The organism is Nocardioides dilutus, assembly GCF_054779555.1.
Window position 1 is genome coordinate 442,057 of record NZ_BAAGYA010000002.1, and the last position, 24,566, is coordinate 466,622.

Genomic DNA, 24,566 nt, shown 5'->3' on the forward strand with positions numbered 1-24,566 from the left:
AACCAGTCGTGGTCGTCGTCCTGATCGTCGCCGCCGGGGCGCCGTGGGAATCCCTCGCACTCGCTGCCCTCGGCGCCCGCTCGGACGTGGTGGTCCTCAAGCGCTGTGTCGACGTGGACGACCTGCTCGCCACCGCCGCAGCAGGTCAGGCCGACGTCGCAGTGGTCGGGCTGGACGCCCCGGGCTTCGACGTGCCGGCCGTCGACCACCTCCAGCGACACGGCGTACGGCCCGTCGCCGTGAGCCCGGGCGGTGCGGCCCTCGAGGCCGGCCGGGTCCGCGGAGCGCGGATCGGGGCGCCCACCGTGGTGGCCGACGACGACCTCGACGGGCTCGTCGAGGCCGTTCGCCGCCCCGAGGAGCCGCCGCCACCCAGGGCTGCGGCTCCGGCCGAGCAGGTGGCGGCACCGGACGGCACCGGAGGCCGGGTCGTGGCGGTCTGGGGGCCGGCCGGTGCTCCGGGCCGCACCACCGTGGCGACCGGCCTCGCCGCGGTGCTGGCCACCCGCGCGCCCACCGTGCTCGTGGACGCCGATCCTTACGGCGGCAGCGTGGCGCAGGTGCTCGGCGTACTCGACGAGGTGTCGGGCCTGCTGGCCGCAGCCCGGCTGGTGACTGCCGGGACGCTGGCCGAAGGCTTCGGCAGCGTGCCCCGCTGCCTGGACGAGCGACTGAGCGTCGTGACCGGCCTACCGCGACCAGACCGGTGGACCGAGGTGAGGCAGGGCACCCTCGAGGCGCTGCTGGACGTCGCCAGGGACCGGGGGCACGTGGTGGTGGACACGGGGTTCAGCCTCGAGGAGGACCCTGCCACCGACTACGGGTCACGGCCGGGCCGCAACCAGCTCACCGTCGACGCGCTCACCGCCGCGGACGAGGTCGTGGCCGTGGGGACCGCCGACCCGGTCGGCCTCTCCCGGTTGGTCAGGGGGCTGAGCGAGCTGCGCGAGACCCTCGGGCCGGTGCCGATCCGGGTGGTGGTCAACCGGATGCGGTCCTCCCTCGGCTGGGCCGAGCACGACGTGGCGTCGATGGTCTCCGGCTTCGCCCGCCCGGTGGGGCTGCATTTCCTGCCGGACGACCGGGACTCCGTCGACCGGGCCCTGGTCACCGGGCGGACGCTCACCGAGTCGGCGCCGGACTCGGCACTGGTGAGGACGTTGGGCGAGGTGGCCGAGGCCATCGTGCCGGGGCCTGGTGGGACGTCCGACCGACGCGGCCGGCTCAGGCAGGGGAGACTCAGGCGGCGAAGAGCAGCAGCAGCCCGCCCACGGTGAACGCGATCATGGCGACGAGCAGGGGCAGCTGACCGGTCAGCTGGTGTCGCCTCGGCAGCAGCCGGACCGCTCGCTCGTGAGCGGCAATGACACCGATGACGTGCCCGACGATGACGGCTAGGACCTTGATGCTGGCCAGCAGTGTCGGGTGGTAGGTGAACCAGTAGCTGACCTCGAGGTCGGCAGTGCCGAACCAGTCGCTCCCGTTGCTGAACGGGTCGCTCACCTGGATCAGGGTCTGCTGCCCGTATTCGACGAGGTAGGTCAGGTAGTGGGCCACGATGTAGCCGACGATGATCGGCACGATCGAGTGACCGAACTGGTTGGGCAGGTCGCGGCGCCTGATCTCAGGCGCGACGGGCGTGAGCATCGTGCCCACCGCGAAGATGAGGCCCACGCCGACGCAGAACGACAGCAGCGCCAGGTTGTTGGCGACATCGACGAGGGTGGCGCTGGTCGAGAGGGACTCGTTGTTCTGGATGAACCTGATCCAGATGGACGAGTCCTTGAACGAGTCGAACGCCGTGCTGCCGAACAGCACCGCCGCGACGGCGACGAGCCCCGGCCGGACCTCGACAGTGTCGAGGTTGGCCAGCGGGCTGCGCACGACCAGCAGGCCGGACCCGTCAGCGGCCTCATCGTCGGGCCGGCGCCCCCAGATCGAGAGCTTGCCCACCAGGGTCGAGTAGACCTCGAACGGGTCGCCACGCTCGTAGAACCCGCTGCCGAACAACGCGCCGCCCAGGAGCATGACCGCGACGTAGGCGGCGCACCAGAGCCGGACCGGACCCAGCTCGGTGGAGTAGGGATAGATGAGCTCGAGCCACACGAACGCGAACAGGCCGACGGCGGCCGGCCAGTAGCCCAGTCGCTCGGGGTAGGTGAAGACGCCCTTGTCGGGGTCGGTGCCGGAGATCCTGGCGAACGCCGCGTTGATCGTGCGCACCGGGCTGAGCGCCTTGTAGGCGGGGCCGAACAGCAGGGACAGCGGGACGAGACCGACCCACCACCAGACGTAGAAGATCCCGAAGATCGGGTTGGTGAGCCGGTCCTGGCCCAGGATCGCGGCCATCGCCGCGAAGGCGAAGACCGCGAAGCCGATGGTGCGGGTCACGACGAGGAACGCCGGCGAGTCGACCACCCGGGCCAGCCACCCCGGCGCCGGCCGCCCGCTCGTCGCCACGTCGTAGCGGGGTGACCGCCAGGCGACCGCGAGGACGGTGAAGCTGATGGTGAGTGCGGCGACGGCGCCCGCGACCGCGAGCTCGGTCGGGATCGGGAGGTCCTTCGAACCGCCGACCCCGTGGGCAAGGATGTCGTTCACCGGATCTCGTTCACAGGTTGATGTTCAACTCGCTGCTGCTCGGGGTCGGAGTGCACCAATGCCGGACGCTCGGGACAACTCTGTCAGAATCGCTCGTCGGACCAAGCAGGCAGGGGGTGGCAGCGATGACGGAGCGTCTTCGACAACGTGACCTCTCCTTCCTCGTGGAGGAGACGCCGACCACCCCGCGCCACAACGCCACCGTCGAGGTCTTCGACCCCGAGGACTCGGGCTTCGACTACGACCGTCTGGTCGCCTTGATCTCCGACCGGATCGCGTTCGTGCCGCGATACCGCCAGCGCCTCCAGCAGGTGCCGGGGCGGGTCGCCAACCCCGTGTGGGTCGACGACGAGGCCTTCGACCTCGGCTACCACGTGCGCCGCTCGGCCCTGCCCCGCCCGGGTTCTGCCGACCAGCTCCGCGAGCTCGTGGGCCGCATCGTCTCCCGCCCGCTCGACCGCGGCCGCCCGCTCTGGGAGGTCTACTTCGTCGAGGGGCTGGCGGACGGGCAGGTGGCGCTGCTCTACAAGACCCACCAGGCGCTCGTCGACGGTGTGGAGACGGTCGACCTCGGACAGGTGCTGCTGGACCGCGACGACGAACCCAAGGTGACCGGCGCCGCGGACTGGCCCGACGACTGGTTCGCCCGGCGCAGGCCGTCGTCCGCAGGTCTCCTCATGTCCGCGCTCAAGGACACCGTGACCGAGCCCCACACGGCGGCGGACACGCTGCGCGGCACTCTGGACTCGACCCTGCGCAATGCCGAGGCCGTCGCGTCTCGGGTGGCGCGGGTGGCCAACGCGCTGACCGGCCGCCGCCCCGAGCGGGACACGCCGCTGTCCGGCCGGCTCTCCCAGCAGCGCCGGGTCGTCACCGTCACGACCGACCTCGCCGACTACCGCAGGATCCGCGACGACCACGGCGGCACAGTCAACGACGTGGTGCTCGCCACCGTCACCGGCGGTCTGCGGACCTGGCTGATGACCCGTGCCGAGTCGATGGCCGGGCTGCGCAAGGTGCACGCGGTCGTCCCGATGTCGGTCATCGACCGGGAGCTGGAGGCCACCTCGCTCGGCACCCAGGTCGCGCCCCACTTCGTCGACCTCCCGGTCGGCGAGGCCAGCCCGGTCGTCCGGCTGCACCAGGTGTCCTACTCGTTCCAGTCGCACAAGGAGACCGGCCGCGCGGTCGCCGCCAACCGGCTCGCGGGCATCGCCGGCTTCGCGCCCGCGACGTTCCACGCCATCGGCTCTCGGGTCGCGGCCTCCGAGCTCCGCCGCGGCTTCCAGATCGCGATCACCAACGTCCCGGGCCCGCAGTCGCCGCTCTACGCCGCCGGTGCCCGGATGATCGGCACCTACCCCGTGCCTCCGCTGCTGCCCGGCCACGCGCTGGCCATCGGCATCACGTCCTACGACGGCAAGGTCTTCTACGGCATCACCGCCGACCGTGACCTGGTCCCGGACGCCGACGTGCTCGGCCAGTGCATCAGCGAGGCCCTCGTCGAGCTGCTGGACACCGTCTCCGGTGCCCGGCCGCGCGCCCCGCGCGGACGCCGGAAGAGCCCGACCGCCGCGAAGAAGAAGGCCACCAGGTCCTAGGCCGGACCCGGACTAGGGTGGCTGCTCATGGACGCCATCACCTTCCCCCCGGCTCCCACCAACGAGCCGAACCTGACCTACGCGCCCGGCACTCCCGAGCGGGAGGCCCTGCGCGTCGAGCTCGAGAAGCTCGAGCGCCGGCCGAAGGACCTGAAGGCGCACATCGGCGGACGCCGGAAGTCCGGTGGCGGCCCCGAGATCTCCGTCGTGCAGCCGCACGACCACCAGCACGTCCTCGGTGTCCTCAAGGCAGCGACCCAGGCGGACGCGCAGGCCGCGATCAAGGCGGCGGGCAACGCGGCACCCGACTGGCGCCGGCTGTCGATGGACGAGCGTTGCGCGATCATGCTCAAGGCCGCCGACCTGCTCGCCGGCCCGTGGCGCCAGCGGATCAACGCCGCCACCATGCTCGGCCAGTCCAAGACCGCCTACCAGGCGGAGATCGACAGCGCGTGCGAGCTGATCGACTTCTGGCGCTTCAACGTCCACTACGCCAAGCAGATCCTCGCCGACCAGCCGATCGCCAACAGCCCCGGCATCTGGAACCGCACCGACCACCGCCCGCTCGAGGGCTTCGTCTATGCGATCACGCCGTTCAACTTCACCGCGATCGCGGGCAACCTGCCCACCGCCCCGGCGCTGATGGGCAACACCGTCATCTGGAAGCCCGCACCCAGCCAGCAGCTGGCGGCGTCGCTGACCATGGAGCTGCTCGAGGAGGCGGGGATGCCACCGGGCGTGATCAACATGCTGCCCGGCCACGGCCTCGAGATCTCGAAGGTCGCGCTCGCCCACCCCGATCTCGCGGGGATCCACTTCACCGGGTCCACGCCGGTCTTCCAGAGCCTGTGGCGGACCGTGGGCGAGAACATCGCCGGATACCGCTCCTACCCGCGGATCGTCGGCGAGACCGGGGGCAAGGACTTCGTGCTCGCACATCCCTCGGCCGATCCCGACGTGGTGCGCACCGCCCTCGTCCGCGGTGCCTTCGAATACCAGGGCCAGAAGTGCTCGGCCGCCTCCCGGGCCTACATCGCCAAGTCGGTGTGGGACCGGATGAAGGACTCGTTCCTCGCGGAGGTCGAGTCGCTGCCGATGGGTGACGTCACCGACTTCTCCAACTTCATCGGGGCGGTCATCGACGAGCGCGCGTTCGTCAAGCACAAGGCCGCGATCGCGCGGGCCAAGCGCCAGCCCAAGCTCGACGTGGCCGTCGGTGGCCAGACCGACGACAAGGTCGGCTGGTTCGTCCGCCCGACCGTCGTGGTCGCCACGGACCCCACCGACGCGATGTTCTCGACCGAGTACTTCGGCCCGATCCTGGTCGTGCACGTCTATCCCGACGACCAGTTCGAGAAGGTCACCCGCCAGCTCGAGGGCATCGCGCCCTACGCGCTCACCGGAGCCGTGATCGCCCGGGACCGCTACGCGATCGCCTGGGCCAGCGAGGAGCTGCGCTTCGCGGCAGGCAACTTCTACATCAACGACAAGCCGACCGGCGCGGTCGTGGGCCAGCAGCCGTTCGGTGGGGCCCGGGCCAGCGGCACCAACGACAAGGCCGGCGCCGCGCTCAACCTGCTGCGCTGGACCTCGCCGAGGTCGATCAAGGAGACGATGGTCCCGCCGACGGACTACCGCTACCCGTTCATGGACTGACTGGCTGTTCACGGGCTCGAGGGGGCTGGTGGCAGGATCGGCCGGGTGAACGCTCTGCACATGGGCGCGCTGCACCCGGTCGAGCAGCTGCTCACGCTGGTGCTCGCGTTCGGGCCGTTCGCGGTGCTGGGGGCGGTGATCTGGTGGCGACGCCGGAACGAGGATCAGCTGGACAGGTAGTCCCGGCCCTCGGCGTTCTCCGACTTGAGCGCCTTGCGCAGCAGATCGGCGATCAGGTTCTCGATCTTGCCGCCGACGAGCGGGATGTTGACCTTGATCTCCATCTCGACGCGCTCGGTCGTCACCCCACCCGACTCCGACAGGTTGATGGTGCCGGTCATCTCACCGGGCTTGCCGGGGATGACGACCTCGACCCGGGCGTTCTCGGCGTCGTGCCACGTCTCCGTCTGCACCAGGTTGATCTCGTCACCGACGAACTTCCTGGCGAAGCCCGGGATGCCGTCGGCGTTCTGCACCTGGTCGACCACGACGGTGACCCCGTCGGAGTCCTCGCCGATGGAGACCGTCTGGCGGATGGCGCCCTGGGCCTGGCACGCGCGCGTGCGGAAGTCCGGGTCCATCAGCATCGCGTCGACGTCGGCCATCGGGGCGTCGTAGGTGAGGTCGTGCGAGAAGCGGGTGCTCATCTGGTGGTTCCTCCTACTTCCCGGCCAGGTAGGCGGTGCCTGCCTGGTGCTCGGCGTCCATGCCGGCGGTGACCTTGTCGGCCATCAGCTTCTCGAGCTTGCCGCCGATCAGCGGGACCTTGACCTTGATCTCGAGCTCGACGACCTCCTTGGTACCGGCGCCGTCGGGCTCGAGCCGGATCGTGCCATGCATGCTCGTGGGCTTGCCGGGGGCCTCGATCCGCAGGTCGCCGCCACTGGCGCTGGTCCAGGTCTCGCGCTGGACCGCCTGCGTGGACTCACCTGCGAAGGTCCTCGCGAACCCCGGCAGGTCGTCGGTCCGCTGCAGCATGTCGATGACGAGGGTGAAGCCCTCGCCGTCGCGGTCCAGCTGGACGTCGGCGGAGATGACGTCCTGCGCCTCGCAGGCCGCCTCGCGGAACGCCGGGTCGGCCAGCATCTCGAAGACCTGCGCCGGCGGGGCGGCGTAGCGGAGCTCGTGTCGGAACTTCATGGGCGCATCATGCCCGCTTGCGCACCGCGATCCGATAGGCCGGGCGTGCCATCGCGTCCCCATACGACTCCAGGAAGGCGTCGAGCCGATCAGGGAGTCGCTCACCGGCGTAGGCCAGGTAGATGCCGACCGGCTTGTGGACGAGTGGGTCCGGGTCGGCGTGCAACAGCTCGGCGATCACATAGCCGGCCTCGACGTCCGGATCGTCGGCGTACTTCACGAACCAGAGTGGCGCGGTCATCGCGGTCCGGCGGCGCAGTGGGTCGGGCGACGCGGCGAGCTCGTGCAGCAGGTCGTACGGCCCACCGACCAGGGTCGCGCCCACCACGCGCGGCGCGGCCCGGTCGACCATGTCCCAGGCATCGATGCGGTCGTGGTGGCGCAGGTAGGTGTCGCGCAGCCCGAGGTCACCGGTCTGCTTCCTCGCCTTGAAGTCGAGGATGCAGAACGCCGTCATCCGGGCCTCGTACGACTCCTCCTCGAACAGCTTGTCGAGCTCGTCCGGTGCGATCGCGGTGGCCGCCTTGGCGGCGTCGAACAGCAGCTTCATCCGCATCCCCGGTGCCAGCTCCGCCAACACCAGGTCGGCCGTCCACTCCGTGCCACCCATGCCGGACATGGTGACGGACCCGGTCAGAGAACCGGTCAGACGGTGACAACCTGGTGCAGTCCGGCGTCCCGGAGGGCGCTGCGCGCCCGGTCGAGCACCTCCGGACCTGCCTCGGGCAGGTCGGCGTACGCGTCCCTGACCCCGTGCGCCCGGAAGCCGATCACGACGACGCGCACGCGCGGGTCCAGGTCGGCCAGCCAGGCGGCGGTCCGGGCGAGCTGCTCGTCGGAGTCGTTGAACCCGGGCACGAGCAGCAGCCTCACCTCGGCCAGCTTGCCGTGCGCGTGGAGGTAGCGGATCGAGTCGAGCACCAGCTCGTTGCCGCGGCCGGTCAGGCGGTGGTGGACCTCGGGGTCGAGCGCCTTGAGGTCGACCATGAACCCGTCGGTGACCGGCAGCAGCTCGTCCCAGACCCGGGGGAGCGCGTGCCCGTTGGTGTCGACGTACGTCGTGAGCCGGCCCAGCTGGGGATCCGCGCGGAGCTCGGTGAACAGGTCCCGCACGAACCGCCACTGCGCGGTCGCCTCTCCGCCGGAGACAGTGACGCCCGACAGGTAGGGCTCCACCTCGCGGATCTCCTCGAGCACGTGTCCGACGTCGGTGAGGCGGGTGTCGGGACCGCAGGGCGCGATCGTCTCGGGGTTGTGGCAGGCGATGCAGTCGAAGGGGCAGCCCTGGGCGAAGACGACGAACCGGTTGCCCGGCCCGTCCACCCAGGAGAACGGGACGACGTCAGCGAGCCGGACCGGCGTCGATCTCATGCGCCACCACCCGCTTGGGGACCCGCTGGTCCACGTGCGACTCACGAACCGAGCCCGCGCCGAGGAAGGTGCTGCCGTGCCGGGCGCCTCCATGGTGGGGGTCGTCGAGCTTCGCCAGGTCGGACTTGCGCACCAGGTAGCCGGTGATCCGGATGAAGTCGTTGCTGTCGAGGTTGAAGGTGAAGTCGCGCATCCCGGTGCGGAAGGCACCGCGGACCACGTCGACCACGGCGTCGGGGTTGCGGCGGGCCGTCTCGTCGAACGCCAGCACGTCACTGATCCCCGCGGGGAACAGCGAGTGGTGCGGGGTGATGGTGCGCAGGTGCTCGACCAGCCCCGGCTCCTCGCCCACGGGGATCCGGCAGCCGGCCGTGACCCCGATGTCGGAGTCGATGCCGGACTGGGCGTGCAGCAGCGCTCGGCCACCGTTGCCCTCGCAGTAGGGCAGGGGCCGGGCAGCGACCAGCTCGCTGACCCGGGTGAGGATCTGCTCGGCGAGCTCGGCCGCGGCGGCGTCGTGGCCGTAGCGACCCGACCCGCCCTCGTGCTCGAGCACCAGCGAGACCGCCTCGGCGAGCCCGTAGACGCCGAACATGGCGCTGAAGCGGTCGAGGTGGACCAGGCCCTCGGTCGCCAGCCACGAGTGCTCGAAGAACCTGGCCTCCTCGACGAGGTGCCGGATGCGGGCCTCCATCAGCTCGGCGGTCAGCTCGACGTAGTGGGGGAGCAGCTCGTCGAGGAAGGAGGCCCGGTCGCCGCTGTGCTGCTTGGCGACCTCGGCGAGGTTGAGACGCACCAGGGTGTGCGAGCCACCACCCGCGCGCAGCGAGTTGTAGCAGGAGGCGACGCCGTACGACGGGCCGAGCCCGGCGACCATCATCGGGTGGTTGACGAAGTGCGGCTGCCCGCACTCGAAGACCGTCTCGACGGCGTCACGGACGAGGTCGTCCGGCGTCAGGTCGGGGTCGACCTTGAGGGTGAGGTTGGGGACCACCTGGTGCAGCTCGCGTTCCAGCCGCAGGGCCATCCGCGCGACCCGGCCGTCAGCGGGCCCGAGGTTGGCGTGGGTGAACGCGTCGGGGAACATCCGGTCCAGGGAGATCCAGAAGAGGCGCAGCTTCCGGTGCAGCTCGGCGTCGTCCAGCCCGTCCACGCCCCGCTCGCCGACATACGGCTCGAGCAGAGCGTCGAGGTCTCCCAGCCAGACCGGGTAGCCGGTGATCGAGGGCACCTGCGAGTAGGCGATGAGGAGCCAGGTCAGCGCCTCGTCGAGGTCAAGGGCCGGTTCGAGCTCGAGGAACTCCGAGCCCTTGCTGAGCAACGTGGCGTAGTCAGGGAGCACGTAGCGGGGCCGGTGCGGCGCGTTGCCCTCGTAGAGATCGCAGATGACCCGCTTCTCCAGCGCCTCCGCGCAGGCGTCCGAGACCGCGGGTGGCTCGAGCGAGTTCTCGGCCAGGATCGCGAGGTTGTGCATGCGCTGGCGGTAGGTCAGCCGGGGGTCGTCGATGACGTCGCGGACGAGACGGCGCAGCTCGAGGCTCTCCATGGCGCCAGCCTCCGCCGTGTCCGCCCGCCGGCACAGGGTCCTAGGTCCCTCGCGACTAGGTTGGCGGTCATGGATGAAACGACGGACGACAGGTCCGAGACCTTCGTCTCGTTCGGCGAGCAGGGTGCGCAGCTGACCTACGGCAGCTATCTCCGGCTGCCGCAGCTGCTGGACTCCCAGCACCTGGAGTCGGATCCGCCGGCGCACGACGAGCTGCTGTTCATCACCATCCACCAGGTCTACGAGCTGTGGTTCCAGCAGCTCCTCCACGAGGCGACCTCGGCCCGCGACGCGATGACCCGCGGCGAGCTCTGGTGGGCCCAGCACCTGCTGCAGCGGATGCAGGTGATCGAACGGGTGCTGGTGCACCAGATCGACGTGCTGGAGACGATGACCCCGCAGGATTTCCTGGAGTTCCGGCAGCGGCTGGCACCGGCCAGCGGTTTCCAGTCGGTGCAGTTCCGCGAGCTCGAGTTCCTGTCCGGCGCCAAGGACCCGTCGTACGTCGAGCGGTTCCGGGGGATCACCGACGCAGAGAAGGCGCACCTCGACTCGCGGCTGGCCGAGCCATCGCTGTGGGACGGGTTCCTGGACGTGCTCCGCGCCCACGACCTCCCCTGCGCGGACGACGACGAGGTCCTGGCCTCCCTGCGGACCGTCGCCCACGACCGGTCTCAGTTCGCGCCGATCTGGGCGGTCGCCGAGGCCCTGCTCCAGCACGACGAGCTCGCCGCCCAGTGGAGGGCCCGGCACGTCACCATGGTCGAGCGGATGATCGGCGGCAAGTCCGGCACCGGCGGCTCGAGCGGCGCGCCCTACCTCCGCTCCCGTCTCGACCTGAAGTACTACCCCTTGCTCTGGGCACTGCGCAGCGAGCTCTGAGCCGTCGCCGCTCAAGAGGACTAATCTCGGAGGGTGTCAACGACGACGCACGATGCTGACCGGACCGGACTACTGGAGAAGGCTGTCGAGCTGGCCCGGGCAAGCAAGTGGCCCGGCGGGCCGCCGCACGAGAGCGTGGCGGAGCTGCTGCGGGCCTACTACCGCCGCGTCGCCATCGAGGACCTCGCCGAGCGCAGCGACGTCGACCTCTACGGGGCCTTCGCATCCCAGTACAAGCTGGCCGGCAGCCGGCCGCAGGGCACCGCGAAGGTGCGGGTCCATACCCCGACCCTCAACGAGAGCGACTGGTCGGCCGGTGGTCGCACCGTCGTCGAGGTCGTGGTGGACGACATGCCCTTCCTCGTCGACTCGCTGACCATGGAGCTGTCGCGTCAGCTGCGCGACGTGCACGTCGTCATCCACCCCAACTTCGACGTCGTCCGGGACATCACCGGCGAGCTCCAGTCGATCGCGCCGGTGTCCGACGGCTTCCTCGAGCCCGAGGGCGAAGCGGTGCGCGAGTCGTGGATGCACGTCGAGATCGACCGGCTGCCCGAGGGTGACGACCCCGCCAAGGTCGCCGAAGACATCCAGCGGGTGCTCCGCGACGTCCGCGAGGCCGTCGAGGACTGGGGCAAGATGCACGCCCAGGTCGTGGACATCGCCGCCGGGCTCAAGCAGGACCCGCCGCCGCTGGACCCCGATGAGGTCCGCCGGGCCCGCGAGCTCCTCGAGTGGCTTGCCGACGACCACTTCGCCTTCCTCGGCTACAAGGAGTACCAGCTCGAGACGCACGACGACGGCGACCACCTGCGCGCCGTACCGGGGACAGGGCTCGGCATCCTGCGCGCCGACTCCGACATGTCCGAGGCGTCCGGGAGGCTCCCGGACGCGGTGGCGGCCAAGGCGCGGGAGAAGACGCTGCTGGTGCTCGCGAAGGCCAACTCGCGGGCCACGGTGCACCGTCCCGCCTACCTCGACTACGTCGGCGTGAAGTCCTTCGACGCGAACGGCGACGTCGTCGGTGAGCGACGCTTCCTCGGCCTGTTCTCCAGTGCGGCCTACACCGAGTCGCTGATGCGGATCCCGCTGATCGGCGAGAAGGCCGCCGCGGTCCTCAAGCGCAGTGGCTTCGACCCGCGCAGCCACGCCGGCAAGGCGCTGATGGCCACGCTCGAGACCTACCCGCGCGACGAGCTCTTCCACACCCCGGTCGACGAGCTCGCGCCGATGGCCGAGGCCGCCATGGCCGCCGGCGAGCGCCGGGCCGTGCGGATGCTCATCCGCCGCGACACCTACGGCCGCTACGTCTCGGTGATCGTCTACCTCCCCCGGGACCGATACAACACGGCGGTCCGCGAGCGGTTCGCGCGGATCCTGCAGGAGCAGCTGCACGGCGAGTCGATCGAGTTCACGGTCCGCATCAACGAGTCAACGACGGCCCGCGTGCACTTCGTCGTCCACCTTCCCAAAGGTGACGAGATCCCTGACGTCGACACCGCGGACCTGGAGCGACGGCTCGCGGAGGCTTCTCGGTCCTGGCGCGACGACTTCGTGACCGCGGTGATCGCGGAGTACGGCGAGGAGGTCGGCACGGTGCTGGCGCGCCGCTACGTCGACTCGTTCCCCGAGGCCTACAAGGAGGACTTCAACGCCCGCACCGCCGCCGTGGACCTCGGCCGGCTGGAGTCGATCATCGACACCGAATCCGGGAAGGGGTCCGCGGAGGGCTCAGCCGGGGGCGAAGGGATCGGGCTGTCGCTCTACGAGCCCCTTGCCGCCGGTCGCGGTGAGGCCCGGCTCAAGGTCTACCGGATCGGTCCGCCGCTCTCGCTGTCCCAGGTGCTGCCGGCCCTGTCGTCGATGGGCGTCGAGGTCGTCGACGAGCGGCCCTACAGCCTCGAGGGGCTGGAGCGCTCGTCGATCGTCTACGAGTTCGGGCTCCGCTACGAGGGCAGCCTGCCCGCCGACGCCCGCGGGCTCTTCCAGGACGCGCTGCGCGCCATCTGGGACGGCGAGAACGAGATCGACGGCTTCAACGGGCTGGTGCTCGGCGCCGGGCTCACCTGGCGCCAGGCGACCATGCTGCGGGCCTACGCGAAGTACATGCGTCAGGGCAACAGCCCCTTCGCGCAGGACTACATCGAGGACGCGCTGCGCATCAACGTCGACATCACCAGGCTGTTGGTGCGTCTCTTCGAGGCCCGCTTCGACCCGGCACTGCGCGCCGGTGGCTCCACCGAGGGCCAAACCGAGGAAGCACGCATCGAGGCGGCCATCGCCCGCACGCTCGACGACGTGGCCAGCCTCGACCACGACCGGATCCTGCGCTCCTACCTCACCCACATCAAGGCGACGCTGCGCACCAACTACTACCGGAGCAACGACGCGGACCCGACCCGGCCGCGCGGCTACCTCTCGCTCAAGCTCGAACCGTCCGAGATCCCGGACCTGCCGATGCCGCGGCCCCAGTTCGAGATCTTCGTCTACTCGCCGAGGGTCGAGGGCGCCCACCTGCGGTTCGGGCCGGTGGCGCGCGGTGGCCTGCGCTGGTCGGACCGCCGCGACGACTTCCGGACCGAGGTGCTGGGCCTGGTCAAGGCGCAGATGGTCAAGAACACCGTGATCGTGCCGGTGGGCGCGAAGGGAGCGTTCTTCTGCAAGCAGCTGCCTGACCCTTCGCAGCGGGACGCGTGGCTCGCCGAGGGGAAGGCCTGCTACCGGACCTTCATCTCCGGACTGCTGGACATCACCGACAACCTCGTCGACGGCGAGACGGTGCCGCCGCCCGACGTCGTCCGACACGACGGCGACGACGCTTACCTGGTCGTCGCTGCGGACAAGGGCACTGCGACGTTCTCCGACCTCGCCAACGAGATCGCGCTGGGCTACGGGTTCTGGCTGGGCGACGCGTTCGCGAGTGGCGGCTCGGTCGGCTACGACCACAAGGCGATGGGCATCACCGCCCGCGGCGCCTGGGTCTCCGTCCAACGGCACTTCCGGGAGCGCGGCATCGACTGCCAGACCGAGGAGTTCACCTGTGTCGGCATCGGTGACATGTCGGGCGACGTGTTCGGCAACGGCCTGCTCTGCTCCGAGACCACCCGGCTGGTGGCCGCGTTCGACCACCGCGACATCTTCATCGATCCCACTCCGGACGCGGCGGCGTCGTACGCCGAGCGTCGCCGCCTGTTCGAGCTGCCGCGCTCGTCGTGGCAGGACTACGACAAGGACCTGATCTCCGAGGGTGGTGGCGTGTTCTCCCGCACCCTCAAGTCGGTGCCGATCTCTCCCCAGATGCGCCACGCGCTCGGGCTGTCCGACGAGCTCGGCGAGTCCGCGACGCCGGCCCAGCTGATGAAGGCGATCCTCCAGGCGCCGGTCGACCTGCTCTGGAACGGCGGGATCGGGACCTACGTCAAGGGCAGTGGTGAGAGCCACGCCGACGCCGGCGACAAGGCGAACGACGCCATCCGTGTCGACGGCCGCGAGGTCCGGGCCGTGTGCATCGGCGAGGGCGGCAACCTGGGCCTGACCCAGGGTGGCCGGATCGAGTACGCGCTCGAGGGCGGTGAGGGTGGCGGCCGGATCAACACCGACTTCATCGACAACTCGGCGGGCGTCGACACCTCCGACCACGAGGTCAACATCAAGATCCTGCTCGACCGGGTGGTCAAGAACGGCGACCTCACCGGCAAGCAGCGCAACTCGCTGCTCGTGGAGATGACCGACGAGGTCGCCGACCTCGTGCTCCGCGACAACTACGAGCAGAACCTGGCCCTGGCCAACGGCCTCGCGCACGCGCCGTCGCTGCTGCACGTCCACGAGGACTTCATGCGGCAGCTGGAGCGGGACGGCGTGCTCAACCGCGAGGTCGAGGGCCTGCCGACTCCGAGGAAGGTGCGCCAGCTGATGGAGCGGGGCGAGGGGTTGAGCGCTCCCGAGCTCTCGGTGCTGATGGCCTGGACCAAGATCGTGCTCGCCAAGGAGCTCCTGGCCGGCGACCTTCCGGACGACCCCTACCTCGAGCTGGACCTGCGGGCCTACTTCCCGACCGCGATGCGGGAGGGCTTCTCCGCCCAGATCGACACGCACCCGCTGCGCCGGGAGATCATCGTGACCCAGGTCGTCAACGACCTGGTCAACGGTGCCGGCATGACCTTCTGGCCGCGGCTGGCCGGGGAGACCGGCGCCGACGCGGCGGATCTGACCAGGGCCAACTTCGTGGCCCGCGAGATCTTCGGGTCGCTGCCGCTGCGCGACGAGCTCAAGGGCTACGACAACAAGCTCGACGCCCGGCTGCAGACCTCGATGCGCATCGAGATGCGGACCCTGGTCGAGCGTGCCTCCCGGTGGCTGGTCACCAACCGACGCCCACCGCTCGACAGCCAGACCACGGTCGACCAGTTCGCCGGGCCGGTGCAGGACACGATGGCGCGGCTGCCCGAGCTGATGACCGGACGCGAGCTCGCGGCCTACCAGGAGCGGCGCGAGCAGCTCGTCTCCCGGGGGGCTCCCGAGGACCTCGCCTCACGGGTCGCGGTGCTGCCCCCGGCCTACACCCTGCTCGGCGTCGTCGAGACCGCCCAGCGCGACGGCCTCGAGCCCGAGGACGTCGCCCGGGTCCACTTCGCCCTCGGCGAGCGGCTCGGCGTACCGGCCCTGCTCCAGCGGATCGTGCAGCTGCCGCGCGCCGACAAGTGGCAGACGATGGCTCGCGCCTCGCTCCGCGACGACCTCAACGGCGTGCACACCCAGCTCACCGCCCAGGTCCTGCGCACGACCTCGCCGGACGCGCCCGCGCCGGCGCGGATCGCGGAGTGGGAGGAGTCCGACTCGGTCCTGGTCTCCAGGGCCGCCGAGACCCTGGGCCAGATCTGTGCGGACGACGACACCGACCTGGCGCGGGTCTCGGTCGGGCTGCGGGTGGTGCGGGGCCTGCTCGACTAATCAGGTCGCCCGTCGTCGGTGGGCGGACGTACGGTGGTTGACGATGACATCGACCGCGCCGGAGCCCCCCAACCCGGTGGGAGATCCCCCGGCCGGTGTGCACTCGCTCTGGCGGCTGCGCGGCTACCTGCGGCCACACCTCACCGCGCTCACGATCATGTCGCTGGCCGCCATCGGCGCGGTCGGGCTGACCATCGCCATCCCGCTGGTCACCAAGGCCTTGATCGACGGCCCGATCACCGAGCGGGACCTCAGCGGTGTGCTGCCGCTGGGGTTGCTCGCGCTGTTGCTCGGGGTGCTCGAGGCGTTCCTGATCTGGGTGCGCCGGTGGTTCCAGTCAGACGCGGTGCTGGTCCTCGAGACCCAGATCCGGCACGACCTCTACGAGCGGCTCCAGCAGCTGCCGATGAGCTTCCACGCGCACTGGGGGTCCGGCCAGCTGCTGTCGAGGGTGACGACCGACCTGTCGGCCATCCGCCGGTTCAGCGGGTTCGGCCTGCTGTTCCTGGTGCTCAACATCCTCCAGCTCACTGCGACGACCATCGTGCTGCTCAACATGTACTGGCCGCTCGGCCTGGTGGTCGCCGCGACCGCGGCCCCGATCATCTGGCTGTCGATGCGGTTCGAGAAGGCCTACGTCGTCGTGTCGCGCCGGGTGCAGGACGAGCAGGGTGACCTGGCGACCCGTGCCGAGGAAGGGGCGGTCGGCATCCGGGTGATCAAGTCGTTCGGCCGCGCCGAGCACGTGTCGGCCCAGTACGACGCGGCGGCCCGCCAGCTGCACGCGACGAGCATGGACAAGGTCCGGCTCTCGGCCCGGTTCTGGACGTTCCTCGAGGTGATCCCCAACCTCGCGGTGTGCGTGGTGCTGCTGCTGGGCGCGATCGGCGTCGGCCGGGGGCAGCTCACCCCTGGCGAGCTGGTCGCGTTCATCACGCTGATGCTGTCCCTGGTGTGGCCGGTCGCCTCGCTCGGCGTGATCCTGGCGATGGCGCAGGAGGCCATGACGGCGGCCGCGCGCATCCTCGAGATCTTCGACACCGAGCCCGAGATCGTCACGGGCACCCAGGTGATCGAGCACCCGGAGGGCCGGCTGCGCTTCGAGTCCGTCGACTTCGCCTTCCCTGGCTCGCAGGAGCAGGTGCTGCGGGGCGTCGATCTCGAGCTGGCCCCCGGGGAGACCGTGGCGGTCGTCGGCGCGACCGGCTCGGGCAAGACCGTCCTGACCGCCCTGGTCCCGCGGCTGTTCGACGTGACGGGAGGGCGGGTCCTCATCGACGGCATCGACGTGCGCGACCTCGACCTGCGGCACCTGCGCTCGTTGGTGGCCACCGCGTTCGAGGACCCCACGCTGTTCTCGATGAGCGCCCGGGAGAACCTCACCCTCGGCCGTGACCCCGAGACCGACCCGGCCACCGACGAGGAGATCGACCAGGCGCTGTCGATCGCCCAGGCCGAGTTCGTCCACGAGCTGCCCTGGGGCCTGGACACCCGGATCGGTGAGCAGGGCCTGGCCCTGTCCGGCGGCCAGCGGCAGCGCCTCGCGCTGGCCCGCGCGGTGCTCGCCAAGCCCAAGATCCTGGTCCTCGACGACACCCTGTCGGCCCTCGACGTCCACACCGAGAAGCTCGTCGAGGAGGCCCTGAGCCGGGTGCTGGCCACCACGACCGGTCTGGTCGTCGCCCACCGGGCGTCCACGGTGATGCTCGCCGACCGGGTCGCGCTGCTGCAGGACGGCCGGATCACCCACGTCGGGCCGCACCGCGAGCTCCTCGACACGGTGCCCGCCTACCGCGAGCTGCTGGCGGCGGACACCGACCCCGAGAGTCGGCTGAGCGGAGCATCCACGTGACGACCGAGCAGAGCCGGTGGCGCGGGGTCGCCGAGGTCGACGCCGACGAGGCCGCCGAGCAGATGACCGCGGTCGGCCTCGGCGGCGGGTCGAAGCGGCTGCTGCGCCAGCTGCTGCGGCCCTACAAGCGCGCCATCCAGATCCTCCTGGTCATCGTCCTGGTCGAGAACGCCGCCCGCCTGTCGATCCCCTACCTCGTCAAGGAGGGCATCGACACCGGCATCCCGCCGATCCGCGAGCGCGACGACCTCTCGCCCCTCCTGACCATCGTGGCGATCGTGCTCGTGGCCACGATCGTGCAGGCGATCGCGCGACAGCTGTTCCTGGTCCGCTCCGGGGCGATCGGGCAGGACGTGCTGTTCGAGATCCGGCGGCGGGTGTTCCGGCACTTCCAGGTGCTGAGCCCGGCGTTCCACGACTCCTACACCTCGGGCCGGGTCATCAGCCGGCAGACCTCCGACGTGGATGCGGTCTACGAGATGCTCGAGACCGGCTTCGACGGGCTGGTCACGGCGGCGCTCACCCTGGTGGGGACGGCCGGCCTGCTGCTGTTCCTCGACGTGAAGCTCGGGCTCGTCGCGCTGTGCTGCGGCCCGTTCCTGGCCTGGCTGACCGCGTGGTTCCGGCGCAACTCCGCCGAGAGCTACAAGGTCACCCGCGAGAAGGTCGCGCTGGTCATCGTCCACTTCGTCGAGTCGATGGGCGGCATCCGCGCCGTCCAGGCGTTCCGCCGCGAGCCCCGCAACCAGGAGATCTTCGACGACGTCAACGACCAATACCGGCGCGCCAACCTGGTCGCCTTCCGGCTCGTCGCCTGGTTCATGCCCGGCATCCGGCTGATCGGCAACGTCACCATCGCCGTCGTCCTGCTCTACGGCGGCTACCGCGCCTACCACGGCGACGTGACCGTCGGCGTGCTCGCGGCGTTCCTGCTCTACCTGCGCCAGTTCTTCGAGCCGATGATGGAGATCTCGCAGTTCTACAACACCTTCCAGTCCGCCTCGGCGGCGCTGGAGAAGCTCGCCGGCGTCCTCGAGGAGGAGCCGTCGGTCCCGGAGCCCGCCGATCCGGTCCCGCTCGGCCGGGCCCGCGGTGAGCTCCGCTTCGACCACGTCGGGTTCGCCTACGTCGAGGACCGGCCGGTCCTGCCCGACCTCGACCTGACGGTGCCGGCCGGGCAGACGCTGGCCCTGGTCGGCACGACGGGCGCCGGCAAGACCACGCTCGCCAAGCTCGCCACCCGCTTCTACGACCCGCTCCAGGGCCGGGTGCTCCTCGACGAGACCGACGTACGCCGGCTCAGCAGCGACGACCTGCGCCGCAACGTGGTGATGGTGACCCAGGAGAACTACCTGTTCTCCGGCACCATCGCCGACAACATCCGCTTCGGCCGGCCCGACGCCACCATGGAGCAGGTCGTCCGGGCCACGACCGCGCTCGGTGCCCACGACTTCATCGCGGCGATGCCCGACGGCTACGAGACCGACGTGGCCAACCAGGGTGGCCGGCTGAGCGCCGGCCAGCGCCAGCTCGTCGCGTTCGCCCGGGCGTTCCTCGCCGACCCGGCCGTGCTGATCCTCGACGAGGCGACCTCGTCTCTCGACGTCCCCTCCGAGCGCCTCGTCCAGCAGGCCCTGCGCACCGTGCTCGCCGGCCGGACCGCGGTGATCATCGCCCACCGGCTCTCGACGGTCGAGATCGCCGACCGGGTGCTGGTGATGGAGCACGGGCGGATCGTCGAGGACGGCTCGCCGGCAGACCTGATCGCCGGCGGCGACGGCCGCTACTCCGACCTGCACCGGGCCTGGGTCGAGTCGCTGGCCTAGGCACACCCTGGTCCAGACTGGGTCCCGTGCGCACCGTCCTCGTCGTGCTCGGCACGCTGCTCTTCCTCAGCTGCGCTCTCCTTATCCTCGTGGGCTGGCGCAACCCCTCGAGCCGGTTCCTGGTCGGCTTCGTGCAGACCCGCAACGTCAAGAGCGGTGACCCGGCGCGGCGGGCGGCCGCGGCCTGCTGGCTGATCCTCGGCTTCGCCGCGGGCTTCATCGGTCTCCTGGCGTCCGTGGACCCGGACGAGCCCCTGCGGGACGCGTCGCTGCACAACGTCGTCGGATATGCCTCCGCGGTCGCGTTCGCGGCCTGCGTGGCGGTGGCCGCCTGGGTGCGCTGGGGCGGCGCCCCTCAGTCACTGCGCCCGGCCGCGATGCGCGACCCGGTGTGAGCGAGCAGCCCACCCGCAGGCAGCTCGACCGGGAGATCGTCCGGCTCGCCTTCCCGGCACTGCTGACGCTGGTCGCCGAGCCGATGTTCCTGCTCGCGGACGCCGCGATCATCGGCCATCTCGGCACTGCGCAGCTCGCCGGGCTCGGGGTGGCCGGGGTCGTCCTGCAGACGGTGGTCGGGCTGTGCGTGTTCCTGGCCTACGGCACCACGGCCGCGGTGTCCCGGTCACTCGGTGCGGGCGACCTCCGGCGGGCCCTCGCGCTCGGGGTCGACGGGCTGTGGCTGGCGGTGCCGGTCGGCGTCGCCGCCACCGTGCTCGGGGTCGTGCTCGCCGGGCCGCTGGTCAGGGCGTTCGGCGCCGACGACGAGGTCAGCCGCCAGGCCGAGATCTACCTGCGCATCGGGTCCCTCGGCATCACGCCGCTGCTCCTGATGCTGGCCGCCACCGGGGTGCTGCGCGGCCTCCAGGACACCCGCACCCCGCTCGTGGTCGCGGTCGGGGGCAACGTGCTCAACGTCGTCCTCAACCTGCTGCTCGTCTACCCGGCCGGCCTCGGTCTCGCCGGGTCCGCCCTCGGGTCGGTGATCGCGCAGACCGCGATGGCCGCGGCGCTCGTGGTCGCCGTGGTGCGCGGAGCCCGGCGCCACCGCGCTCCGCTCTCCCCCGACCGCCGGGGGATCCTGGCCGCGGCGAGGGCCGGAGTCCCGCTCGTCGTCCGCACGCTCACGTTGCGGGCCGCGCTGCTCGTCACGACGTACGCCGTGGTGCTGGCCGCCGACGGCGACTCGGCTGACATCGCCGCACACCAGCTGGCCTTCACGATCTGGGGCTTCCTGGCCTTCGTGCTCGACGCGATCGCCATCGCCGCGCAGGCCCTGACCGGCCGCTACCTCGGCGCCGGCGACGCGGCGGAGGCCCGCGCGGTGACCCGGCGGATGATCGGTTGGGGCTGGGTCGCCGGGGTCGTCACCGGTCTCGGCATCGCCGCGGCCAGCCCAGTGCTGCCGGCGGTGTTCACCGGCGACGACGCGGTCCGCGACCTGCTCGTGCCGGTGCTGCTGGTCGTCGCGATCGGCCAGCCGCTGTGCGGCGTCGTCTTCGTCCTCGACGGGGTGCTCATCGGTGCCGGCGACGGCACCTACCTGGCCTGGGCAGGGCTGGCCGTCCTCGTGGTCTTCGCACCCGTCGTCCTGGTCGTCGCCGGCACGGCCGGTGGGTTGCTGGCGGTGTGGGTGGTGTTCTCGGCGGTGTTCATGGGCGCTCGGGCCGTCGTGCTCCTCGCCCGCGCCCGCGGTGAGGCGTGGTTGGTGCTCGGCGACCCGCTAGGTTCGGGCGGGTGACCGACCTCCGCAGCATCGGCGTGGCCGAGACCGCCCGGCTCGTCGCCGCCGGCGACCTCACCGCGCGGCAGGTCACCGACGCCGCCCTGGAGCGGATCGAGCTGCTCAACCCCCGGCTCAATGCCATCTCGCAGCGGATCGACGACCGGGCCCGGGCCGAGGCCGAGGCGCGCGACGCCCACCAGGCCGCCGGAGGCGACCTCGGCCCGCTGCACGGCGTACCCCTCGTCATCAAGGAGGAGCTGGCGGTCGAGGGCCTCGTCACGACGTTCGGGGGCGAGGGCAACTCGGTGCCCGCCGAAGCCGACTGCGAGGTCGTCGGCCGGCTCAGGGCCGCCGGGGCGGTGGTCGTGGCCACCTCGGCGATGCCGGAGTTCGGTGCCTTCCCCTATACCGAGTCCGACGCGCGTGGGATCACCCGCAACCCGTGGGACACCGGACGCTCGCCCGGAGGCTCCAGCGGCGGTACGGCGGCCGCCGTGGCCAGCGGCATGGTGCCGGCCGGGATGGGCGGCGACGGTGGCGGCTCGATCCGGATCCCGAGTGCCTGCTGCGGGCTGTTCGGCCTCAAGCCGCAGCGCGGCCGGGTCACCAGTGCGCCGCACGAGCACCTGTGGTTCGCGCTGGGCACCGCGGGCCCGCTGACCCGCACGGTCCTCGACAGCGCCATCGTCTTCGACGTCATCCGCGGCACGCTGCCCGGCGACCGCTGGCACGCCGGCGAGACGGGGTCCTTCGTCGAGGCCGCGCAGCGGGAGCCGGGCCGGCTGCGGATCGGCTGGTCGACCAAGCCGGTCACCCTCGGCGTCAAGCCCGACCCGGTGCACGTGAGGGCCGTGGAGGACACCGCGCGGCTGCTCACCGACCTCGGCCACGACGTGCGCGAGGTGGACCCCAAGTACCCCGACCCGACCGCGGCGTTCGTGCCGCAGTTCTTCGCCGGCATCCGTGCCGAGGCCGACGAGATGGACCACTACGAGCGCCTCGAGCGCCGCACCCGCGAGACCTACCGCCTGGGCTCGTGGGTGACCCCGCGGGTCATCGACTTCGCCCTCAGGCAGACCGAGCGGATCAGCGAGCGGACCAACCGGGTGTTCGCGGATCTCGACGTGCTGCTCACGCCCTCCATCGCCCACCGGCCGCCGAAGGTCGGGATCCTCAAGGGCAAGGGCACCGTGCGGTCGGCGCTCTCCTCGATGCCCGCGATCGCCTACGCCGCCATCTGGAACGTCGCGGGCAACCCGGCGGCGACCGTCCCGTGCGGTCTGGCCGACGACGGCCTGCCGGTGTCGGTGCAGCTGGTCGGCCGCACCGACGGCGAACCCACCCTGCTGAGCCTGGCCGCCCAGGTCGAGGCCGCCCGCCCGTGGCCGCTGGTCTCCCCGGGCTGAGTAGCGGGCTGAGGGCTCGGTAGCGTCACGCTGGTGACCCTGGCGATCGAGGTCGAGGACCTCACGATGACCTACGGCGACCTCCGGGCCGTCGACGGCGTCAGCCTCACCGTCGAGGAGGGCGAGTTCGTCGGCATCCTCGGCCCCAACGGCGCCGGCAAGACGACCACGCTCGAGACGATCGAGGGCCTCCGCAGACCCGACAGCGGCGCCGTCCGGGTGTTCGGTGAGCCGGTCTGGCCACGCAACGCCGCCCTGCTGCCGCGGATGGGCGTGCAGCTCCAGGCCTCGTCGTTCTTCGAGCGGCTGACCGCCCGCGAGCAGATCCACACCTTCGGCGCGCTCTACGGCGTCTCCGCGGCCAAGGGCGACGAGTGGCTCGAGCGGGTCGGCCTTGTCGACAAGGCGGACACCCGGGTCGAGGACCTGTCCGGCGGCCAGACCCAGCGGCTGTCCATCGCCTCGGCGCTGGTGCACGACCCGGAGCTCGTCTTCCTCGACGAGCCCACCGCCGCCCTCGACCCGCAGGCCCGCCGCAACCTGTGGGACCTGCTGTCGGGGCTCAACGACTCCGGCCGCACCGTGGTGCTGACCACGCACTACATGGACGAGGCCGAGGTCCTGTGCGACCGGGTGGCGATCATGGACTCCGGCCGGATCCTGGCGTGCGACTCCCCGGCCGCGTTGGTCCGCCGGCTCGACGCCCCGGCCCGGATCACCGTGGCGCCGGGCCAGCTCCACCCCGACGAGGCCGAGCGCATCGACGGCGTCGACGAGGCGACTGCTGGCACCGACGGCGTCGTGCTTGTCACCAGGAGCCCGACGGTCGTGGTGTCCCGGCTGGCGGAGGCCGGGAAGCTCGACGGAGTGCGGGTGCAGACCGGCACTCTCGAGGACGTCTTCCTCGACCTCACCGGACGCGAGTACCGGCCGTGACCGCCTTCAAGGCGCTGTCCCTGGCGATCATCAAAGGCTTCCTGCGCGACAAGACCTCGGTCTTCTTCGCGGTGATCTTCCCGCTGATGTTCCTGGTGCTCTTCGGCGGCCTCTTCAGCGACCAGGACCAGTCCAAGGTCGACCTCATCCAGGTCGGCGACGTCGCGCTGGTCGACGGACTGCCCGACGACGCGCGCGCCGCGTTCGACGAGACCTTCGAGGTCTCCGAGTCCGACGACCTCGACGCCGCGATCGCGAAGGTGCGCAAGGGCGACGCCGACGTAGCCCTCGAGCAGCAGGGTGACCGGCTGGTGGCGCACTACACCCAGACCGAGCAGGTGAAGGCGGCGATAACCCAGGGTGCGCTGCGCGCGTTCGTGGACGGCGCCAACGTGGCCCTGCTGTCCGCGGAGTCGGGGCAGCCGGCGAGGTTCAGCCTGGAGACCGAGCGGGTCGAGGACGAGTCGCTGACCACCATCCAGTTCGTCACGCCGGGGCTGCTCGGCTGGGCGGTGGCGATGAGCGCCGCCTTCGGGGCCGCGGCCACGCTCCAGGGGTGGCGGCAGACCAAGCTTCTCCGCCGCCTCCAGCTGGCGCCCGTCTCGACCCGGACCGTGGTGGGGGCCCGGGTGAGCGTCACGATCGCGATCGCTCTGGGCCAGCTCGCAATCTTCATCGGGCTCGGGGCCGCGGCGTTCGGGCTCACCCTGACCGGCTCGTGGTGGATGTCGATCCCGCTCCTGGTGGTCGGCACGCTCTGCTTCATGGCGATCGGCCTGCTCGCCGGAGCCGTCACGACAACGGTGGAAGGTGCGGTCAACGCCGCCAACTTCGTCGTCCTGCCGATGGCCTTCCTCTCCGGGTCGTTCTTCCCGCTCGACGCGGCGCCGTCCTGGCTGCGGGCGATCTCCCAGGCTCTTCCGCTGAAGCACCTCAACGAGGCGATGCTCGACGTCATGGTGCGGGGCGAGGGTCCCGGGTCGGCCCTGGCGCCGATGGGCATCCTGGCGGCGTTCGCCGTCGTCGTGACCCTGGTCGCGGCGCGGCTGTTCCGATGGGAGACCTCCTAGTCTCGG

At 71.1% G+C, this 24,566-nt stretch carries 19 protein-coding genes; 13 read left to right on the top strand and 6 right to left on the bottom strand.

Translation table 11 applies throughout. From position 1 onward, the window contains the following. Positions 1-8 precede the first annotated feature (8 nt). The gene (locus ACYVC6_RS11750) at positions 9-1,277 is read left to right on the top strand and encodes an AAA family ATPase (protein WP_460714205.1); all 1,269 of its coding nucleotides are present in this window, start codon (positions 9-11) and stop codon (positions 1,275-1,277) included. Here ACYVC6_RS11750 and ACYVC6_RS11755 read toward each other — a convergent pair. Further along, positions 1,240-2,601 (bottom strand): hypothetical protein, encoded by a 1,362-nt coding sequence (locus ACYVC6_RS11755; RefSeq protein ID WP_460714207.1) that lies wholly within the window; start codon positions 2,599-2,601, stop codon positions 1,240-1,242. The genes ACYVC6_RS11750 and ACYVC6_RS11755 overlap by 38 nt on opposite strands. Before the next feature lie 125 nt (positions 2,602-2,726). Here ACYVC6_RS11755 and ACYVC6_RS11760 point away from each other — a divergent pair, with 125 nt between their 5' ends. Genes ACYVC6_RS11760 through ACYVC6_RS11770 form a run of 3 tightly spaced genes read left to right on the top strand, consistent with a single transcriptional unit; the run spans position 2,727 to position 6,038 of the window. Next, entirely contained in the window at positions 2,727-4,202 is a 1,476-nt protein-coding gene (locus ACYVC6_RS11760; protein ID WP_460714209.1) for a WS/DGAT/MGAT family O-acyltransferase, read from the top strand. 27 nt (positions 4,203-4,229) lie between these two features. Next, complete coding sequence (gene pruA / locus ACYVC6_RS11765) at positions 4,230-5,858, top strand: L-glutamate gamma-semialdehyde dehydrogenase (RefSeq protein ID WP_460714211.1); 1,629 nt, start codon at positions 4,230-4,232, stop codon at positions 5,856-5,858. A 45-nt stretch (positions 5,859-5,903) separates the two neighbouring features. Further along, a complete protein-coding gene (locus tag ACYVC6_RS11770) occupies positions 5,904-6,038 on the top strand; it encodes a hypothetical protein (protein ID WP_460714213.1) in 135 nt (44 codons plus the stop codon). Here ACYVC6_RS11770 and ACYVC6_RS11775 read toward each other — a convergent pair. The 5 genes from ACYVC6_RS11775 to ACYVC6_RS11795 are packed head-to-tail and all read right to left on the bottom strand — an operon-like array spanning position 6,023 to position 9,915. After that, positions 6,023-6,505: a DUF2505 domain-containing protein gene (locus ACYVC6_RS11775; protein ID WP_460714215.1), complete on the bottom strand. Its 483-nt coding sequence runs from the start codon at positions 6,503-6,505 to the stop codon at positions 6,023-6,025. The two genes, ACYVC6_RS11770 and ACYVC6_RS11775, sit on opposite strands and share 16 nt — an antisense overlap. 13 nt (positions 6,506-6,518) lie before the next feature. Then, the gene (locus tag ACYVC6_RS11780; protein ID WP_460714217.1) at positions 6,519-6,998 is read right to left on the bottom strand and encodes a DUF2505 domain-containing protein; all 480 of its coding nucleotides are present in this window, start codon (positions 6,996-6,998) and stop codon (positions 6,519-6,521) included. 7 nt (positions 6,999-7,005) lie between these two features. Then, complete coding sequence (locus ACYVC6_RS11785) at positions 7,006-7,608, bottom strand: DNA alkylation repair protein (protein ID WP_460714219.1); 603 nt, start codon at positions 7,606-7,608, stop codon at positions 7,006-7,008. A 35-nt stretch (positions 7,609-7,643) separates the two neighbouring features. Further along, entirely contained in the window at positions 7,644-8,369 is a 726-nt protein-coding gene (locus ACYVC6_RS11790; protein ID WP_460714221.1) for a radical SAM protein, read from the bottom strand. After that, positions 8,341-9,915, bottom strand: a complete 1,575-nt coding sequence (locus tag ACYVC6_RS11795; protein WP_460714223.1) for a YjjI family glycine radical enzyme — start codon at positions 9,913-9,915, stop codon at positions 8,341-8,343. Before ACYVC6_RS11795 ends, ACYVC6_RS11790 begins: the two co-directional genes overlap by 29 nt. Before the next feature lie 69 nt (positions 9,916-9,984). Between ACYVC6_RS11795 and ACYVC6_RS11800 the strand changes: the two genes are divergently transcribed. Genes ACYVC6_RS11800 through ACYVC6_RS11840 form a run of 9 tightly spaced genes read left to right on the top strand, consistent with a single transcriptional unit; the run spans position 9,985 to position 24,560 of the window. Next, a complete protein-coding gene (locus ACYVC6_RS11800) occupies positions 9,985-10,797 on the top strand; it encodes a tryptophan 2,3-dioxygenase family protein (RefSeq protein ID WP_460714225.1) in 813 nt (270 codons plus the stop codon). Positions 10,798-10,830: 33 nt separating this feature from the next. Then, on the top strand, positions 10,831-15,747 hold the full coding sequence (locus ACYVC6_RS11805) for an NAD-glutamate dehydrogenase (RefSeq protein ID WP_460714227.1): 4,917 nt from the start codon (positions 10,831-10,833) through the stop codon (positions 15,745-15,747). A gap of 43 nt (positions 15,748-15,790) precedes the next feature. Continuing rightward, positions 15,791-17,599 (top strand): ABC transporter ATP-binding protein, encoded by a 1,809-nt coding sequence (locus ACYVC6_RS11810; RefSeq protein ID WP_460714230.1) that lies wholly within the window; start codon positions 15,791-15,793, stop codon positions 17,597-17,599. Next, positions 17,596-19,425, top strand: coding sequence for an ABC transporter ATP-binding protein (locus tag ACYVC6_RS11815; RefSeq protein WP_460714232.1), 1,830 nt, complete (start codon positions 17,596-17,598; stop codon positions 19,423-19,425). The genes ACYVC6_RS11810 and ACYVC6_RS11815 overlap by 4 nt, the downstream gene beginning before the upstream one ends. Positions 19,426-19,451: 26 nt before the next feature. Then, on the top strand, positions 19,452-19,820 hold the full coding sequence (locus ACYVC6_RS11820; protein WP_460714234.1) for a hypothetical protein: 369 nt from the start codon (positions 19,452-19,454) through the stop codon (positions 19,818-19,820). Next, complete coding sequence (locus tag ACYVC6_RS11825; protein ID WP_460714236.1) at positions 19,817-21,163, top strand: MATE family efflux transporter; 1,347 nt, start codon at positions 19,817-19,819, stop codon at positions 21,161-21,163. Before ACYVC6_RS11820 ends, ACYVC6_RS11825 begins: the two co-directional genes overlap by 4 nt. Beyond that, positions 21,160-22,554: an amidase gene (locus tag ACYVC6_RS11830; protein ID WP_460714238.1), complete on the top strand. Its 1,395-nt coding sequence runs from the start codon at positions 21,160-21,162 to the stop codon at positions 22,552-22,554. The genes ACYVC6_RS11825 and ACYVC6_RS11830 overlap by 4 nt, the downstream gene beginning before the upstream one ends. Before the next feature lie 33 nt (positions 22,555-22,587). Next, positions 22,588-23,490 (top strand): ABC transporter ATP-binding protein, encoded by a 903-nt coding sequence (locus tag ACYVC6_RS11835; RefSeq protein ID WP_460714240.1) that lies wholly within the window; start codon positions 22,588-22,590, stop codon positions 23,488-23,490. Then, positions 23,487-24,560 (top strand): ABC transporter permease, encoded by a 1,074-nt coding sequence (locus tag ACYVC6_RS11840; protein WP_460714242.1) that lies wholly within the window; start codon positions 23,487-23,489, stop codon positions 24,558-24,560. The genes ACYVC6_RS11835 and ACYVC6_RS11840 overlap by 4 nt, the downstream gene beginning before the upstream one ends. The last annotated feature ends 6 nt before the right edge of the window (positions 24,561-24,566 follow it).